Below are 15,643 nucleotides of genomic sequence, written 5' to 3' on the forward strand. Positions count from 1 at the left end.
ATAATAGCCTATTTTTTTAAAATAGGCTGCAGTGGGCACTGTTTAAGTAATTCGTTCATTCTACTCATCATTTCTTTCTTTGAAAAAGAGCTTGAATAACGATAATTATGAAAATCTAAAATGCGATAGTGTTTACTAATAATGTTTTGCTGTAAGCGAAATGGGCCGCTTGATTTTAATTCGCGCCACCAAATACCGCCGCCAAGTCGTTTATCTTTCGGAGGATCGGAGTCTTCTAAAGCAATAAATTGAACTGTATCAACAGGATTGTCTCCAATAGCTTTTTTCAATGCTGTACTTTCTTCAAAAAGAGCGCAAAGGGTTACAATAACAGCCCAGTTTGCTGTTTTTTTTTCCTTCTCAATTTGAGAAAGTGTTTTTTTTGAAATGCCAAGTAAATAAGCCATTCTTTCTTGAGTAAACTTTTGTTCTAAACGTACATAACGAATCTGATTTGATATGAGTTCTGTGAAGTATTGTTTATCCATAGTTCCCTCCGTACGAAAAAGCTATTCGTTCGTATCATATCGTATAGAAAGCAAAATACAAGCGTTGTAACCAAAATGTAAGGAAATGTATAAAGAAAGAAACCTCTTTGTTACGGGAATGCGATTTTTAGAGGTTAAGCCACTTTTTAGTTATATAAGAAGAAAGTAAAGAAATGAACGCATATCCTATACTGTATAATATCCAATTCAGCGAATGTTGAAAGGAAGGAATGCTCCAGTAGAGCAAAAGTGGAAACCAAAAGGAAAAGAAAGGACCTATAAAAATGTTGCGAAACAAAACTTCATAAAGAAAACCTGCAATAACAGCTAAAAGCGGTAGGGTAATAAAAAGCTGCTGTTCTGGAGTAATATAAAATATTTCCACATTCCTTCACCTTCTTTCGATAATTAGTGTTCAGCGGGAATCTTATTTACTTCAACAGATTTAATTTGATTTCCAATCATGTTTTTGGGGGTGAATCGGTAGCCTTCCACATCCGCATACAGGTTTGACCCATCTCCAATTTGCTGGAGAAGCAAATAGCCGCCAATTGTGTCCACTTCATCCTCCTCAATAGAGATACCAAGCAAATGATTAACTTCTTCAATGAGCACTTTTCCATCTAAAATATAGTGAGTTTGTGAAAGCGTTTGAATATAGGGGATTTCGTTTACATCAAACTCGTCTCGTATTTCTCCTACAATTTCTTCTAAAATATCTTCTACTGTAACAAGTCCTTGCGTTCCTCCGTATTCATCAAACAAAATGGCCATATGAATTCGTTCCTTCTGCATTTTTAAGAGAAGATCACGAACAGGGATAGAATCTAAAACAGTGATGATTGGTTTAATGAGCTCCTCGATGGTTCTTGAGTTAGCAGAGTCTTCGCGAACATAGCTTTTTAACGCTTCTTTTACATTAATTAATCCAATTACATGATCTTTATCCCCTTCAATAACAGGATATCGTGTGTAAGGTTGTTGATCTGTATATTGTGAGAATTCTTTCAGCGTCATATTTTTGTTAACAGCAACCATTTCTGTACGAGGAATCATAATTTCATGAGCAACTCTGTCATCAAATTCAAAAATGCGATCAACATAGCGAAATTCTGATTGATTAATTTCGCCACGTTCGTAACTTTCGGATAAAAGCAAACGAAGCTCTTCTTCAGAATGAGCCATTTCATGCTCGCTAACAGAGGGAAGTCCAAATGTTTTCGTAATCATGCGAGCAGAATGATTTAAAAGCCATATAAACGGATACGTAATTTTATAAAACCAGATAAGGAAAGGAGAAAACATGACGGTGATTTTTTCTGCTTTTTGGATGGCGAACGTTTTAGGCGCAAGTTCTCCAATCACAACATGAAGAAATGTGACGATTAGGAAAGCTAAAACAATCGAAAATGCTCTTGGAACATATGGCTCAAGATGTAGAAAAACAAAAAGGGGATGTAAAATAGACTCTATTGTTGATTCTCCAATCCATCCGATTCCAAGAGCTGTCACTGTAATACCAAGTTGACAAGCAGAGAGATACTCATCAAGATGTGAAACAACTTGCTCAGCAGCTTCGGCTCCTTTTATATTATCTTCTACCATCTGCTTAATTTTAGAGTGTCTAATCTTTACAATTGCAAACTCTGTTGAAACGAACATAGCTGTTAGTGCAATTAAAATAACGATAATAAACAGGTTAAGAAAAATCATCATAGTCCTTGAAAAGCCAAGGTCATCTCCTTTCCAAAATATTTCTCCTTAGTTTGTCCAACAAACGTGTTTCTACTAACAGAAGGAGAAGGGAGGGACAAGCGTACAAAATGCAATACTGTGAAAAAAAGGGCACTTTTTTACGAACTATTTTGATGTTAATTTTGTAAAATAGCGTAACAAAACTATTGATAATCTCACATGATTTATGTTAATGTTTATAGAAATACCCAAAACAAAGGAGGGATAGAAGTTGAGAAACGTAACTTTGACAGATGTTTTTACACATCCTATCGCACAAAAATATCTAGGACGATCAGGGATTGCTCATGCAGTATCTGTTGCTCATCACGCTTTTCGACTAGCGCTTGAATATGAGGTTAACCCAGATCTTGCTACAAAAGCCGCCCTTCTCCACGATGTTGGACATTACGAGTGGTACACGAACGGACAGTGGGATTATGAAAAATACCGTGAAAACGATATTCATGCGATAAAAGGCGCAGAGCGCGCTCATAAATTATTAATTCGTCTAGGTGAAGATCCTGCTTCTGCAAAAGAAATGGCACTGGCGGTTTTACTTCATACAGATTCTTATTTACCAGAGGGTTATCTTGATAAGAACAATCTTCAAAAAGTCGTTCGTTTAGCAGACGAAGCAGACGAAGAGCCAGGTGGTAACCATCACTACCGAAAGATGGACTATGACTTAGCGCTAAGAAAGATTCAAGCATTGGACCAAAAAGTAGCGGATGTGCTTAAAAAAGATCAGCGCTACAAAAAATCAAGTTAACTCCTTCAACCAGCTTTTTTGAAGCTGGCTATTTCCTATGTCTTCCCCACCTTTCTCCTTGCCATCCTCCTTACTTTTTGTACAATAGAAAAAGAGTAGTTGAAGAAAAGTAATCGTGGAGGAATCCTTCGTTATGTATGATATTTATTTAGTAGAAGATGAAAAAACGTTGAACACTGTACTTAAAACGTATTTAGAAAAAGAAGGCTGGAATGTAACCTCTTTTTTAACAGGAGAAGAAGCTAGCCGGTTTATCCCTCAAAAACCTCATCTATGGATTTTGGATATTATGTTGCCAGATTTAGATGGCTATGAGCTTTTAAAACGAATCAAAAAAGTAGATGAGAATGTTCCGATTATTTATATTTCAGCTCGAGATGCAGATCTTGATCGAATTATCGGTCTTGAAATGGGGAGTGATGATTACTTGGCAAAGCCGTTTTTGCCAAAAGAACTTGTTGTACGAACAAAAAAATTGCTTCAGCGTATATATGGACAAGCTCGACCGAGTGTTTTGCAATACGGTCCATATAAAATCAATCAAACTATGCGCACGATTGAAGAAAATGGAGCGGAAATTTCTCTTTCTCCAAAAGAGTTTGATATCATTTTCCTCTTTGCTTCCCATCTTGGACAATCTTTTTCAAGAGAAGAAATTTTGAACTTAATTTGGGGAGATAATTATTTTGGTTCTGATCGCGTTGTCGATGACCTTGTCAGAAGAATTCGGAAAAAGGTGCCATACTTAAAGCTTGAAACAATCTATGCTTATGGATATCGAGCCGTTTCGCTATGAAAAAGCAACCGCTTTTTGCACAAATTTTAATTGTATTTACCGCGGTTATCTGTTTAATGGGAGCGATGATTTTAATTTTTGTCAGAGGAACGCTTAATGAATTTTTCACAAGTGAAACATATGCAACAATTGAGGCTTCACAGCAAACATTAACAAGTCATAACGAGCCCTTTCAAACAACGCCTCAAGACTTGAAACAACAACAAAACCTGCGATCTGTTCAACATGTATTTCTTGGAGTTGATGGTGAGATTGTTAATGATACAAGCTTGCCAAGAGACGTACTCAATTTCTTATATAAGCAAGCAATAAGCCAAGAGAAGAATACACAGCGTTATAAGCTGAACGTGCATGATCAAGAAATGCTTTATGCCATTAGAAAAATTCGTATAGAAGGCGAAGGTTTTTATCAAGTTTCCTATATGTGGGATTCTTACCGTCAGCAGCTTGTAAAAACATTGTTTAAACGTATTTTTCTCGTTTCTTTAATTGTTCTTTTATGTGGAATTTTAATTGCTTTTTTCTTTTCAAAATGGCTCGCAAAGCCGATTGTAGAAATGAAGCAACATGTTCAGCGCATTGCTAATCGAAAATGGGATAGTATGCTTGAAACAGATCGGTCAGATGAAATAGGGGTTCTTGCTCGTTCGATTGACGAAATGCGCATTCAGCTTAAAAAGCAAGATGAAGCACAGCAATCAATGCTTCAAAATATTTCGCACGATTTAAAAACCCCCATTATGGTTATTCGAAGCTATACGGAAGCTCTACGTGATGGCATTCATCCAAATGGAACGTTTGAAAGCACACTTGAAACGATTGATGGTGAAGCAAATCGTTTGGAAAGTAAAATTAAAGATTTGCTTTATTTGACAAAGCTTGACTATATTTCTCAACAAAATCAAGAGAAGCACAAAGTGGAAATGAGCATTCTTGTAAAAGAGGTTGTTCAGCGACTGCGAACAAATAGACCGGATGTTTCTGTTCATGTAGCATGTCCGTCCCTTGTTGTTTATGGTCAAGAAGAGCATTTTCGTGTGATATGTGAAAACATGCTAGATAATGCGTTAAAATATGCAAAAGAGCACGTTTCAATCTCTTTGGAAGAAAGAGAAGACACGGTTTTTCTTTCTTTTTATAACGATGGACCACATATTGAAAAAAATTTAATTCAGAGATTATTTCAACCTTTTCAAAAAGGAGACAAAGGAAACTTTGGTCTTGGATTAGCGATTGTGAAGCGCCTTGTGACGCTTTATGAAGGGGAAATCTCAGTAGAAAATAATGAACATGGAGTTCTATTTTCACTTGAATTTCCAAATCAAAAGCAATAAATTTTGATTTGTTATGCAACAATTCATCTTTCCTTTCATATGTTTTATAACAGAATGAAGGAAAGGGGACATGAAAATGGAACAAGGAGAAGAAAAAGAAAAAGGAAAAGAGCAACAAATTTTTACGCCTGTTGAAGAGTTTCCAACCATTTTAGATTTAATTAACGACTATTACGGATACTGTAAATAAGTGAAAGCTCTAGGTTTTAATATAGCCTAGAGCTCTTTTTTATTTTTAAAAACGAAATTGGGAACAATTAACTTTTTATTTCATTAAATTAATGTTATACTAAGTGTAGTAATTGTTAACTTTTCAAACAAAGGGGAGTTGAAATATATGTTAGCGATTATGAGACCATTACTTATTGGGTTTTTCTCAATAACGGCAACATTTTTATTAGTATTTCAATCAATTGAGATTTCACACGCTTTTCAAGCGTTATTTTCTCATAACACGTATGATAAATAAACGTTCAGTTTATAGAAAAGGAAGCACGCAAACTCGTGCTTCCTTTTTAATAAAATGCTTTTTTTTGAAGAAAGTCTTCAAATTCGAGCCAGCTTTTTACACGAGGAACATCGATGTTGCGGTTGTATAGATAATCCATTGCAACAACCTCTCGTCCTGCATTCTTAAATGCTTCTAAGTTATGAGGAGCATCGTCAAAAAGCAGATCACCCTTTACTTGATTTTTTTCGTGTGTAAAAATGATTTTCTTTGCCCCAATAAAAGGGATATGATTTCTGACCCACAGTTCTTTTTCGGTGTATGCATATGTATGGCTTGTTGTAACAATAAAAATGTTAAAGTGTTTATGGAGCCTTTCTAGAACTTCAATAGCATTTGGCAGCGGCTTTAAATGTAGAAAAAGTCCTTCTTCATCTAAGTAGTCGTAAATTTTATTTCCACACTCTTTTTTTACATATTTTGCTGAGTCCCAGCATAGTAAACGATCTACTGATAAATTGTCGTTATAATCTTCATTGTACCGCTTATGCCAATCTGTCATAAGGTCGCATAAAACAGAATCCATATCAATAAGCAGTGTCTTCATTATAGTTACTCCTTTTGTGCAATCTATTTTTTATTATATAAAACATAATCCTGAAAAGAAAATGAAGTTTCCTATTATTCTTTGAGCGTAGCGTGAATTTACGGTAAAATGAAGAATAGCAAGGCAAGGGGATATTGCTGTTGTACGAACAAACGATAAGGGGAATTATACATGAATATTGCTTTTTTTCTGATACCAAAACAAGAAGTTGTTACTGTTAACATTGAATGGACGATGAGGCAAGCGTTAGAAAAAATGGAATATCATCGTTACAAATCCATTCCAGTTATTGATCAGCAAGGTCATTACATAGGGGTCTTAACAGAAGGAGATTTGCTCTGGAAGCTAAAAAGTGAACAGCATCTTACATTTGAGGATACGCCTCGCATTCCTCTTTCTAACGTGCCAAGGCATGAGAAAGTAGAAGCAATCTCGATTAATGAGAAAGTGGATCATATGTTTTTAAGTGTGATGGAGCGCAACTTTGTCCCAGTTGTAGACGATCAGGGGATTTTTATTGGGATTATTAGAAGACGCGAAATTATGGAGTTCTATGTTAATAGACTAGTCATAGAGGAGTGAATATTAATTTTCATGACAGATATTGAAAAAGTTCAAAAGCTAGTTAAGCAAGCAGATATAATTACCTTCTTCACAGGAGCAGGAATGAGCACAGAATCAGGCCTCCCGGATTTTCGCTCTTCAAATGGATTGTATAAACAAAATATGAATTTTACAGACATTGTTTCGCTTGATTTTTATGAAAAAGATCCTGTCTTATTTTGGACGCTTTTTAAAGATATTTTTAGAATTAGAATGCTTCATAACTATGTACCAAATAAGGGGTATCATTACATATCAAAACTGCAAGAAAAAGGGAAAAATATTCGCGTTATTACCCAAAATATTGACGGCCTTCATTATGATTCAGGACATGAACCGGTCTATGAAATTCACGGTACAATTAAAAAAGCGCACTGTCGTTATTGCTATCGTGAGTATGATTTAGAATATCTAAATGAACATGATTGTCCAAGATGTAAGGAATGCGAGGAAATTTTAAAACCTAATGTTGTACTTTTCGGCGATCCAATTCAGCAATTTGAAGAAGCGGTAAGAGATGCTCTGCAATCCGATTTGTTTTTTGTGCTTGGCTCGTCACTTGAAGTAGGACCAGTAAACCAAATTCCACTTATCGTGAAAGAACACACAGATGCAAAGCTCATTATCATTAATCGAGAGGAGACGCGCTTTGACTCGCTTTTCGATTATGTTTTTCATATGAATATTAGCGATGCTTTTCAACACATTTTAGGACCGCTGCATAACGTATAAGAAAACAAGCTTTTATGTTAGAAGCCAAACTGTCACGTTTGACTGTATGGTTTTTGTATTGTATGATTAATTTAATTAAAATGAAAGAGGTGATAGGATGGGGCAGAGTATCGGATAAGTGAATTGGCTCAAAAAGCTAATGTATCTAAACGGACAATTGATTATTATACAACAAAAGGGTTATTAAAAGCTGTTCGTTCTCCATCAAACTATCGCTTCTATTCGGAGCAAGCTTTAGAAGACCTCAAATTTATTGAGCAATGTAAAAATGAACATATGCCTTTGTGTGAAATTAAACAGCGCTTAGATATGGTTCGCTCATTAGAAAAAGACAATGAGGCTCTTAAAAAACAGGCTGAATATTTAGAAGGACGGATGGAACGGCTAGAACACGATATTTGTGAGCTTTTGCCTTTTTTTCAGCTGTTAAATGACGGGGAAAAACGTACAATAAATCACAAATTGTCCAATCGTAGCTCAGCACTTATGAACTCGCTAGCATCATTGCGAAATATTTGAGCTTATTCGTATAAAAGTTAGTCTGAATATTTAAAAATAAAGATATAATAGTAAAAATTTTGGATTATTAGGAGGTGACACCTCGCTTACTTTTGGTAAGTGGGGGCTTTATTTGGACATATTAAACTTGGTGCTTGTGGCGATTTTGATCGCCTTAACTGCTTTCTTCGTAGCATCGGAGTTTGCCATTGTGAAAGTGAGGAGCTCACAAATTGATCAGCTCGTTGCAGAGGGAGGACGAAATGCTCTTGCAGCTAAAAAAGTCGTCTCACATCTTGATGAGTATTTATCAGCGTGTCAGCTTGGTATTACTGTAACAGCTCTAGGATTAGGATGGCTTGGTGAGCCAACTGTTCAAAGGTTGCTTAACCCGCTGTTTGTAGAGCTGAATATACCATCTACACTTTCTCATATTCTTACATTTGGTATCGCATTTGCTTCTGTAACGTTTTTACACGTTGTTGTTGGGGAGCTTGCACCAAAAACAGTAGCCATTCAAAAAGCTGAGCAAGTGACGCTTTTATCAGCGCGTCCTCTTATTTTGTTCTACAAAGTAATGTATCCATTCATTTGGGTATTAAACGGTTCAGCTCGTTTGTTTGTAGGAATGTTTGGACTTCGTCCAGCAAGCGAACATGAGATGGTTCACTCGGAAGAAGAGCTCCGTCTTTTGCTATCTGAAAGCTATAAAAGCGGCGAGATTAACCAATCTGAGTTTAAATATGTAAATAAAATCTTTGAATTTGATGATCGTGTAGCGAAAGAAATTATGGTTCCTCGTACAGAGATGATAAGTCTTTCAAAGGATGAGTCTATTACAAAAGCAATTGAGATTATCCGTGAAGAAAAATTTACTCGTTATCCGATTATTGACGGAGATAAAGATCATATTATCGGGTTATTAAATGTAAAAGAAATGTTTGCAGATCTTGTTCACGAAAAACAGCCAGACGAAAAGTCACTTGAACAATATACGAGACCAATCATTCAAGTAATTGATTCTATTCCAATTCACGATCTTCTGCTTAAAATGCAAAGAGAGCGAATTCATATGTCAGTCTTAATTGACGAATATGGTGGAACAAGCGGTCTTGTAACTGTTGAAGACATTTTAGAAGAAATTGTGGGCGAAATTCGCGATGAATTTGACACAGACGAAATCCCAGAGATTCGTAAAATTAAAGAAAACCACTATCTTGTTGATGGAAAATTACTTGTAAGTGAGATTAATAACTTATTAGGAATTGAAATTGACGATGAAGACATTGATACTATTGGAGGATGGATTCTAACAGAAAAGCTTGATGTGAAACAAGGAGACGTTGTCGAGCACGGAGAATTCAAATTCAAAGTGGTAGAAATGGATAGCCATCACATCAAGTATATTGAAGTAACAAAACCATCTGCTCCAAGGTTGCTAAAAACGCAGCAAGCGTCAGCTCCAATGCAGACGGCACAGCAGTCTGAAGCAATGTCTTAATAACAGAAGAAAGAAATGAAAACAGCTAATCGCTTTTGCGATTAGCTGTTTGCGCGTTGAAATTGATTTTCAGCAAGTGGATGGTCATTTTGCTGGACAACAAGCGTTTGTGTTGGATATGCAATAGAAACGTCGTACTTTTCTAAAATACCGATTATTTTATAGTTTACATCTTCACGAATGCGAAGATACTCTACATAGGCAGTGTTGCTAGAGAAAAAGTAAACAAGTAAATCAAGGCTAGATTGACTAAAGTCTTCAAAACGAACAATAATGGTTTCTTTATCAACTTCATCATGATTTTCAAGCATACTTTGAATTTCTTCCACACACGCTTTCACGACGTGAAGAGGCGTATTGTATGTCAAACTTAACGTGAAGGAAACTTGACGTTTTCCCATCTTAGACCAGTTAATAATCGATTCACTTGAAAGGGTCGCGTTTGGTACAGTAACAAGCGCCTGATCAAATGTTCGTACTTTTGTACTTCGGAACGTAATATCTTCTACAACCCCTTCAACACTTGGTGTTTTAATCCAATCTCCCATTGTAAAAGGTTTTTCTGTAATGATAATAATCCCGCCAAAAAGGTTTGCGATTGCATCCTTTGCCGCAAGAGCAAATGCTAATCCTCCAATCCCAAGGCCTGCTACAAATGTACTTACGTTAAAGCCCCACTCTTGTGCAATAATAGAAATTGCCATAACAATAACAAGTGAGCGAATAAGCTTTTGTACAAATGGAATAATAATTCTATCAACTTGAATATCAAATTTTTTAATAAAGGTAGCCATGAAAATAGCAGTTGAGCCTGCTACATTGTAAACTCCCCATCCAATCATCGCGATAAATAATGAACGAAAAAGATGACGATGAAGATCATGCTCTAGCACTGTAAATGGGAAATATTTAAGTGCTAACTGAAGGCCAATGATAACAAATAGCCATCTTATTGGCTTTTCAAAGCCTTCTAATATTGTCGTAATAAGATTAATTCGTTTATGACGAGCAAAACCAAGAACAAGTTTGAAAAGGTATGACGTAAATAGTTTGCGAAGTCCTAAAAAGATAACAAAGATCACTACTGCTATTCCAATTCTTTTCCATGTTTCAATATCAATGTTTAAACCTAAGATTTCCAAGCCTTTCCCTCCAAATATATAAATCTCACGCCTAATCATTCTATTAAAATAGTAACAAATGCATATATATGATACCCTTTAATTAGCATGATTATACTTATAATAAAACTTTTTGATAAGATTTAAAAGAGTAAAGAGAAATGCTATCTTAGAAAAGTAAACAAGATGAAATAATTAAGGAGGAAGAATAATGAATGAACGATTAAAAAAAGTAACAACATGGTTAGAGGAAGAAAACATTGATGGAGCTTTTTTCACTTCAACAGAAAACGTATTTTATCTTAGCGAGTTTTATACAGATCCACATGAGCGTCTTTTAGGTTTATTAGCATCAAAAAAAGGAGATGCGATTCTCATCCTTCCTAAAATGGAAGCAACACAAGCGAGAGATGCAGGATGGGAAGATAAAATGCTATCATATGAAGATCATGAAGATCCATGGGAGATTCTTGGTCAAAAAATAAGTGAGCTTGGGCTTCAAGGAGCAGAAGAGGTAGCAATTGAAAAAGAAGTTTTAACATACGAAAGAGCTGAAAAACTTAGTGAGATTTTCGAAAAAGCGAGCTTTGTGGATGGATCGAAGAAGATGAACGAACTTCGTCTTATTAAAGAAGAAAAAGAAATTGAGATCTTGAGAAAAGCAGCACAGCTTGCGGACTATGGAGTTGAAGTAGGGGTAAAAGCGTTAAAAGAAGGCGTTACAGAAATGGACGTTGTTGCAACAATTGAATATGAGCTCAAGCGAAAAGGAATTCGTGAAATGTCATTTTCAACGCTTGTACTTTTCGGAGAAAAATCAGGCCAGCCCCACGGTAATCCAGGAAACCGCCCTTTGAAGAAGGGCGATTTTGTACTTTTTGATCTTGGTGTTGTGCTTGACGGGTACTGCTCAGATATTACAAGAACAGTTGTTTATCAAAGCGTAAGTGATAAACAAAGAGAAATTTATGATACAGTACTTCGAGCTAGCAATGCTTCACTCGAAGAGAGCCGTCCAGGAACAAGAATTGGTGATCTTGATATTGTAGCACGAGATACAATTGAGAGAGCAGGTTATGGGGAGTACTTTACGCATCGCATTGGGCATGGACTAGGAATTAGCGTTCATGAGTTTCCATCAATGAGTAAAAATAACGACGGAGCGTTAAAAGAAGGAATGGTTTATACAATTGAACCTGGTATCTATCTCTCAGATCTTGGAGGAGTTCGAATTGAAGATGATGTATTAGTTACAAAGGATGGATATGAAACCCTCACAAAATTTCCAAAAGAGCTTCTCGTTATTTCTTAATAAATTGTGAACAAGTGGTGACACTAATAAGAAAAGGAATTTTTTAAAACGCTATTTTCTTGTTTTCACTCCTCAATATATGGTCTAATTTGGAGGAGGGAAGGAGCTACAAAAAATGAATGAACCTAATGAAAATGAAGATGAATACAGAAAAGGAAAGCGAATATTTTGGCTAATTTGGATTGTTCCAATTATAGGAGCACTTGTTGTGGCGGCTGTGGCCTTTTTAATGCAGCCAACGCCAAATGAAAAGCCTCGTGATATTGGACCACCAGCGCCAAAAGTTCCTCATGAACAGTCAACAAGCTATATAGTAGATATGGATCACTTTCATATTTAAAAAAGAAGCACAAAAAGTGCTTCTTTTTTTATGGAGATTTGTCATTATAACAGAAAGTTCGCAATAAGCTAGTATTAAACGTTAGCGAGGTGTTGCCCGTTGGTTTAGCTCCGTTTTCACCCGTATATTCTACCTCTCTGTTAGTGGATCATTTGTTAGTTCAGCTGCAAGCAATGAATGAAAATCAAATTCATCATGTTATTTATGGGAGTAGGCGAAGCAATCACTATTGGGAACGTCTTGTACCAAATCGAAATTGGGACGAGATTGATAAAATCATTAGACTTGTAATTCAAACAGGACAAGATCAAAAATATAAAAAAATTTTTAAGCGTACAAAGAGGATTGAGGGAGAACCTGTTGAAGTTGTTTATTTACAATTAAAAGACGGATCCTACAAACTTTCAAACGCATGGATAAACTTCGAAGGAAAAACGTTATAGCATGCTGAGAAAGTGGTGCGCCGTGTACTGCTTTTTTTATATTTTATTTATAAAATTATTTGTGAAAAGAAAGGAAGAAAAAAATGAAAAAATTTCAGTATTTGCAAAGCTATGTTCATAAGAAACCTTTAACATCTTTTCCTGCCGCTCTTCACGTTTTCTTTCCTGCTTCTTCTCAAGAAATCAAACAATGTGAGCAGTATTTTACGGGAGGATTACCAAAGGAGCTTGCCGTTTTTTATAAAGAAGTAGGATTTGGATTTGTGTATCCTGAAGCGTCCCAGCGGTTGTTTAATCGGATTATCAGTCCTTCAGAATTAATAGAGCTATCTTCTAGAGAAGCGACAATGCTACCATTTTTAGAAGTAAAAGAGGATATTTATATGTTCATAGATCATACAGGCTCTATTTATTGGCAACATGAACGAATTGCAACAGATATTAGAGATTTGTTGGCTAAAATGGAGCAGCGGTTAACATTTTTCTTAAGAGGTTCATCTTTCACATTATCTTTACTCGCTTAGATTTCAGAAAATTGAAACTTATAGCCTTTCTTTTCGTATTACTGTAATAAGGAAAGGGAGGGGAAAAGATGAACTTTTTTGTAATAGGAGCCATTATTTTATTATTTATGGCAGGTATTATTCTTTTGCTTGTAAATATGAGTAATGATGAAAAGAAAAAAGAGAGAAAGAAAAGAAGCAAAGTGTCAAGCGATGCTGGCCATACGAGCGGTTTTAGCTTTTTTGCAAGTGATTCAAGTTCGTGTGATAGTGGCGGAAGTGATGGCGGTGGAGGAGGATGTGATTAGAGATTTAAAAGAGGTGGATGCGTACGCATCCGCCTCTTTTTTGATATTAACCGTTTGTGATGTCCCGTTTTGAGAAGACAAAATAGGCAGCAAATAAAAAGACGGCAATGTGAACAATTTGGACAATAAATGTAAATGATACGTCTTCAGCTCCGACAAGGGAAGTATTCGCAAAGAATAAATATTTTGCCCAGTCGAATTTTGACTGAAGGAAGAAATCAATTGCGTTACTTGAAAGCATAAGGAAAATAGAAATCCCAACCGCAATGGCGTTCGCTTTAAAAACAGTCGCAAGCGCAAATGCTAAAATAGCGACAAGTAAGATGTCTATAATCCCATAAAGATAAGACAAAAAGAAATCTCCATCAATAGCAACTTCTTTAATTCCACTTACAGAACTCATATCAAAAATTGTAGCGCTTGTTTCAAATCCAAACAAGATGATTCCGATAAGGAAACAAGAAGCAAGCAATACAGCAAGAAAGACAAGAGAAGTTAAGAAAATAGCAATAAGTTTTGATGTTAAAATCTTATAGCGTTTAAACGGACGAATCATAAGAAGTTTAATACTTCCAAAAGAGAATTCACTCGAAACCGTTGTTGCTGCGATTACAACCATAAATAGAGCAACAAAGGAGATTAAAAAGGTAGATTCATTTAAAAATTGAGGAAGTGTATATCCATAAGGATTAATATTTTTATCAAGTGCAAGCTGATTTTTCGCAATATTTTCTTGAGCAAACTGCTTCTCATCATCTGACGCTTTCGAGTCATTTAGCGTTTTTTGATCATCGTTGATTTCATCTTGCACCGTCTGTTTCCAGTCATCTCCTGCAAGGAAGTTAGTTGTTTGCTGACTAATGATGGCAATTCCAATTGCCGCAACTACGGTTAAAATCAGCATTACGAGCGTTCCGCGACGTCTAAAAATTTTCATCCATTCATTTTGTACTAAACTCATCATTTTTGGTCGCCTCCTGTCATTTCAAAGAATGAATCTTCAAGTGTTTTGCGGACAGGATTAAAGCGATAAAGCGTAAATCCATTGTCAAAAAGTTCTTTCATGAGAGGAGAAGCTTCAAGCTTTGTAATTGAAACTTGGACAAGATCTTCTTTTTGCTCCGCTTTTAGTCCTTTTTCTGTTAAGAAAGCGACAACGTTTTCTGCTTGATCACACTGCAATTCATAAATAGAAGAAGTATCATCCGTACTGTTTTGATTCACATCTTGTACGCGAACAAGCTTCCCTTTACTAATAACAACAATACGATCACACATTTGTTCAATCTCAGCAAGTAAATGTGAAGAAACTAACACAGATAGTCCTCTTTCATGAGAAAGCTTCTTTAAAAGAAGACGGAACTCACGAATACCAGCAGGATCAAGGCCATTTGTTGGCTCGTCCAAAATTAAAAACTTAGGATTATGTAGGAGAGCTTGAGCTAAACCTAGTCGCTGCCGCATGCCGAGTGAATATGTTTTCACCTTTTTATCAAGGTAAGAATCAATTTCTAGCCATTCTGCAACTTCTTTCATTCGTTCCTTTGTAACATTTTTATGCATACGAGCAAAATGGAGAAGGTTCTGACGTCCTGTTAAATAAGGATAGAACTCCGGATTCTCAACAATTGCTCCAACTCCCTCAAGTGTTTTTTCAAACTCCTGCTTGATGCTGTGGCCGTTAATTAAAACATCCCCGCTATTCATTGAAATAAGGCCAACCATCATCCTGATCGTTGTTGTTTTACCTGCGCCGTTTGGGCCAACAAGTCCAATAATCTCGCCTTTTCGAATTGAAAAAGAAAGATTATCAATAATGGTGTTCTTACCAATTACTTTCTGAAGTTCACGAACTTCAACCATGTTTTCCATTCTATTTCCTCCTTTGATAGATTGTGAGTTTCTTTCACACTATAGTAGTACGAAGAAGGAAGAAGTTGGTTTCGTTAAAAGTTCATTTTTAAATAAGTTATTTACTTTCTTTTGAAAATCCATTATCCTTAGTAAGGATAAATCGTAATCATTACGTATTGTGAGGGTGCCATGAAGAAAATTAAAGGGTTATTTTTATCTTTAACTGCTTTTTCTATCTTAGAATTTTTA

The 15,643-nt window shown here is 35.9% G+C and carries 20 protein-coding genes; 13 read left to right on the top strand and 7 right to left on the bottom strand.

Going from position 1 to position 15,643, the window contains the following annotated elements:
* Nucleotides 1-8: 8 nt before the first annotated feature.
* The 3 genes from MOC86_RS03565 to MOC86_RS03575 all read right to left on the bottom strand — a co-directional run bounded on the left by MOC86_RS03565 (nt 9) and on the right by MOC86_RS03575 (nt 2,201).
* Nucleotides 9-488 (bottom strand): helix-turn-helix transcriptional regulator, encoded by a 480-nt coding sequence (locus tag MOC86_RS03565; protein ID WP_268582746.1) that lies wholly within the window; start codon nt 486-488, stop codon nt 9-11.
* A gap of 127 nt (nt 489-615) precedes the next feature.
* Nucleotides 616-873, bottom strand: coding sequence for a DUF2651 family protein (locus MOC86_RS03570; RefSeq protein ID WP_268582747.1), 258 nt, complete (start codon nt 871-873; stop codon nt 616-618).
* Between the two features lie 23 nt (nt 874-896).
* On the bottom strand, nt 897-2,201 hold the full coding sequence (locus MOC86_RS03575; RefSeq protein WP_268582748.1) for a hemolysin family protein: 1,305 nt from the start codon (nt 2,199-2,201) through the stop codon (nt 897-899).
* 253 nt (nt 2,202-2,454) lie between these two features.
* On the opposite strand from MOC86_RS03575, the gene MOC86_RS03580 reads away from it, so the two are divergent.
* The 4 genes from MOC86_RS03580 to MOC86_RS03595 all read left to right on the top strand — a co-directional run bounded on the left by MOC86_RS03580 (nt 2,455) and on the right by MOC86_RS03595 (nt 5,593).
* Nucleotides 2,455-2,994, top strand: coding sequence for an HD domain-containing protein (locus MOC86_RS03580; RefSeq protein WP_243513324.1), 540 nt, complete (start codon nt 2,455-2,457; stop codon nt 2,992-2,994).
* Nucleotides 2,995-3,127: 133 nt separating this feature from the next.
* Nucleotides 3,128-3,790 carry a response regulator transcription factor gene (locus MOC86_RS03585; RefSeq protein WP_019393238.1) on the top strand — a complete coding sequence of 221 codons (663 nt, stop codon included), beginning with the start codon at nt 3,128-3,130 and terminating at the stop codon, nt 3,788-3,790.
* Nucleotides 3,787-5,124, top strand: coding sequence for a sensor histidine kinase (locus MOC86_RS03590; protein ID WP_268582750.1), 1,338 nt, complete (start codon nt 3,787-3,789; stop codon nt 5,122-5,124). The genes MOC86_RS03585 and MOC86_RS03590 overlap by 4 nt, the downstream gene beginning before the upstream one ends.
* Nucleotides 5,125-5,461: 337 nt before the next feature.
* Complete coding sequence (locus tag MOC86_RS03595) at nt 5,462-5,593, top strand: hypothetical protein (protein ID WP_260393240.1); 132 nt, start codon at nt 5,462-5,464, stop codon at nt 5,591-5,593.
* Nucleotides 5,594-5,639: 46 nt separating this feature from the next.
* Here MOC86_RS03595 and MOC86_RS03600 read toward each other — a convergent pair whose 3' ends face one another.
* The gene (locus tag MOC86_RS03600; RefSeq protein ID WP_268582751.1) at nt 5,640-6,179 is read right to left on the bottom strand and encodes a 5' nucleotidase, NT5C type; all 540 of its coding nucleotides are present in this window, start codon (nt 6,177-6,179) and stop codon (nt 5,640-5,642) included.
* A gap of 171 nt (nt 6,180-6,350) precedes the next feature.
* Between MOC86_RS03600 and MOC86_RS03605 the strand changes: the two genes are divergently transcribed.
* The 4 genes from MOC86_RS03605 to MOC86_RS03620 all read left to right on the top strand — a co-directional run bounded on the left by MOC86_RS03605 (nt 6,351) and on the right by MOC86_RS03620 (nt 9,513).
* Entirely contained in the window at nt 6,351-6,761 is a 411-nt protein-coding gene (locus tag MOC86_RS03605) for a CBS domain-containing protein (protein ID WP_243513310.1), read from the top strand.
* 12 nt (nt 6,762-6,773) lie between these two features.
* On the top strand, nt 6,774-7,514 hold the full coding sequence (locus MOC86_RS03610) for an NAD-dependent protein deacylase (protein ID WP_268582753.1): 741 nt from the start codon (nt 6,774-6,776) through the stop codon (nt 7,512-7,514).
* A 123-nt stretch (nt 7,515-7,637) separates the two neighbouring features.
* A complete protein-coding gene (locus MOC86_RS27340) occupies nt 7,638-8,033 on the top strand; it encodes a MerR family transcriptional regulator (RefSeq protein WP_410914930.1) in 396 nt (131 codons plus the stop codon).
* 112 nt (nt 8,034-8,145) lie between these two features.
* Nucleotides 8,146-9,513 carry a hemolysin family protein gene (locus MOC86_RS03620; RefSeq protein WP_268582754.1) on the top strand — a complete coding sequence of 456 codons (1,368 nt, stop codon included), beginning with the start codon at nt 8,146-8,148 and terminating at the stop codon, nt 9,511-9,513.
* Nucleotides 9,514-9,554: 41 nt separating this feature from the next.
* Here MOC86_RS03620 and MOC86_RS03625 read toward each other — a convergent pair whose 3' ends face one another.
* Nucleotides 9,555-10,655 carry a mechanosensitive ion channel family protein gene (locus MOC86_RS03625; RefSeq protein WP_268582755.1) on the bottom strand — a complete coding sequence of 367 codons (1,101 nt, stop codon included), beginning with the start codon at nt 10,653-10,655 and terminating at the stop codon, nt 9,555-9,557.
* 190 nt (nt 10,656-10,845) lie between these two features.
* On the opposite strand from MOC86_RS03625, the gene MOC86_RS03630 reads away from it, so the two are divergent.
* The 5 genes from MOC86_RS03630 (at nt 10,846) to MOC86_RS03650 (ending at nt 13,540) form a co-directional block, all read left to right on the top strand.
* A complete protein-coding gene (locus tag MOC86_RS03630; RefSeq protein ID WP_268582756.1) occupies nt 10,846-11,946 on the top strand; it encodes a M24 family metallopeptidase in 1,101 nt (366 codons plus the stop codon).
* Between the two features lie 115 nt (nt 11,947-12,061).
* Nucleotides 12,062-12,286, top strand: coding sequence for a hypothetical protein (locus tag MOC86_RS03635; RefSeq protein ID WP_243513301.1), 225 nt, complete (start codon nt 12,062-12,064; stop codon nt 12,284-12,286).
* 152 nt (nt 12,287-12,438) lie between these two features.
* Complete coding sequence (locus MOC86_RS03640; RefSeq protein WP_061803754.1) at nt 12,439-12,729, top strand: polymorphic toxin type 35 domain-containing protein; 291 nt, start codon at nt 12,439-12,441, stop codon at nt 12,727-12,729.
* Between the two features lie 83 nt (nt 12,730-12,812).
* Complete coding sequence (locus MOC86_RS03645; RefSeq protein ID WP_268582758.1) at nt 12,813-13,253, top strand: hypothetical protein; 441 nt, start codon at nt 12,813-12,815, stop codon at nt 13,251-13,253.
* Nucleotides 13,254-13,321: 68 nt separating this feature from the next.
* A complete protein-coding gene (locus MOC86_RS03650) occupies nt 13,322-13,540 on the top strand; it encodes a hypothetical protein (protein WP_268582759.1) in 219 nt (72 codons plus the stop codon).
* A 46-nt stretch (nt 13,541-13,586) separates the two neighbouring features.
* Here the strand turns inward: MOC86_RS03650 and MOC86_RS03655 are convergent, their stop codons facing one another.
* A complete protein-coding gene (locus MOC86_RS03655; protein ID WP_268582761.1) occupies nt 13,587-14,504 on the bottom strand; it encodes an ABC transporter permease in 918 nt (305 codons plus the stop codon).
* Nucleotides 14,501-15,412 (bottom strand): ABC transporter ATP-binding protein, encoded by a 912-nt coding sequence (locus MOC86_RS03660; RefSeq protein ID WP_061803758.1) that lies wholly within the window; start codon nt 15,410-15,412, stop codon nt 14,501-14,503. Before MOC86_RS03660 ends, MOC86_RS03655 begins: the two co-directional genes overlap by 4 nt.
* Nucleotides 15,413-15,643 lie beyond the last annotated feature (231 nt).

The organism is Priestia endophytica (assembly GCF_026790145.1).
Lineage (GTDB): Bacteria > Bacillota > Bacilli > Bacillales > Bacillaceae_H > Bacillus_I > Bacillus_I endophytica_A.

Bases quoted from the DNA above. Each gene is read 5' to 3' on its own strand.
- MOC86_RS03575 (WP_268582748.1), bottom strand. From the start codon at position 2,201: ATGATTTTTCTTAACCTGTTTATTATCGTTATTTTAATTGCACTAACA.
- MOC86_RS03605 (WP_243513310.1), top strand. From the start codon at position 6,351: ATGAATATTGCTTTTTTTCTGATACCAAAACAAGAAGTTGTTACTGTT.
- MOC86_RS03595 (WP_260393240.1), top strand. From the start codon at position 5,462: ATGTTAGCGATTATGAGACCATTACTTATTGGGTTTTTCTCAATAACG.
- MOC86_RS03565 (WP_268582746.1), bottom strand. From the start codon at position 488: ATGGATAAACAATACTTCACAGAACTCATATCAAATCAGATTCGTTAT.
- MOC86_RS03660 (WP_061803758.1), bottom strand. From the start codon at position 15,412: ATGGAAAACATGGTTGAAGTTCGTGAACTTCAGAAAGTAATTGGTAAG.
- MOC86_RS03610 (WP_268582753.1), top strand. From the start codon at position 6,774: ATGACAGATATTGAAAAAGTTCAAAAGCTAGTTAAGCAAGCAGATATA.
- MOC86_RS03585 (WP_019393238.1), top strand. From the start codon at position 3,128: ATGTATGATATTTATTTAGTAGAAGATGAAAAAACGTTGAACACTGTA.
- MOC86_RS03655 (WP_268582761.1), bottom strand. From the start codon at position 14,504: ATGATGAGTTTAGTACAAAATGAATGGATGAAAATTTTTAGACGTCGC.
- MOC86_RS03650 (WP_268582759.1), top strand. From the start codon at position 13,322: ATGAACTTTTTTGTAATAGGAGCCATTATTTTATTATTTATGGCAGGT.
- MOC86_RS03635 (WP_243513301.1), top strand. From the start codon at position 12,062: ATGAATGAACCTAATGAAAATGAAGATGAATACAGAAAAGGAAAGCGA.
- MOC86_RS03590 (WP_268582750.1), top strand. From the start codon at position 3,787: ATGAAAAAGCAACCGCTTTTTGCACAAATTTTAATTGTATTTACCGCG.
- MOC86_RS03630 (WP_268582756.1), top strand. From the start codon at position 10,846: ATGAATGAACGATTAAAAAAAGTAACAACATGGTTAGAGGAAGAAAAC.
- MOC86_RS03645 (WP_268582758.1), top strand. From the start codon at position 12,813: ATGAAAAAATTTCAGTATTTGCAAAGCTATGTTCATAAGAAACCTTTA.
- MOC86_RS03600 (WP_268582751.1), bottom strand. From the start codon at position 6,179: ATGAAGACACTGCTTATTGATATGGATTCTGTTTTATGCGACCTTATG.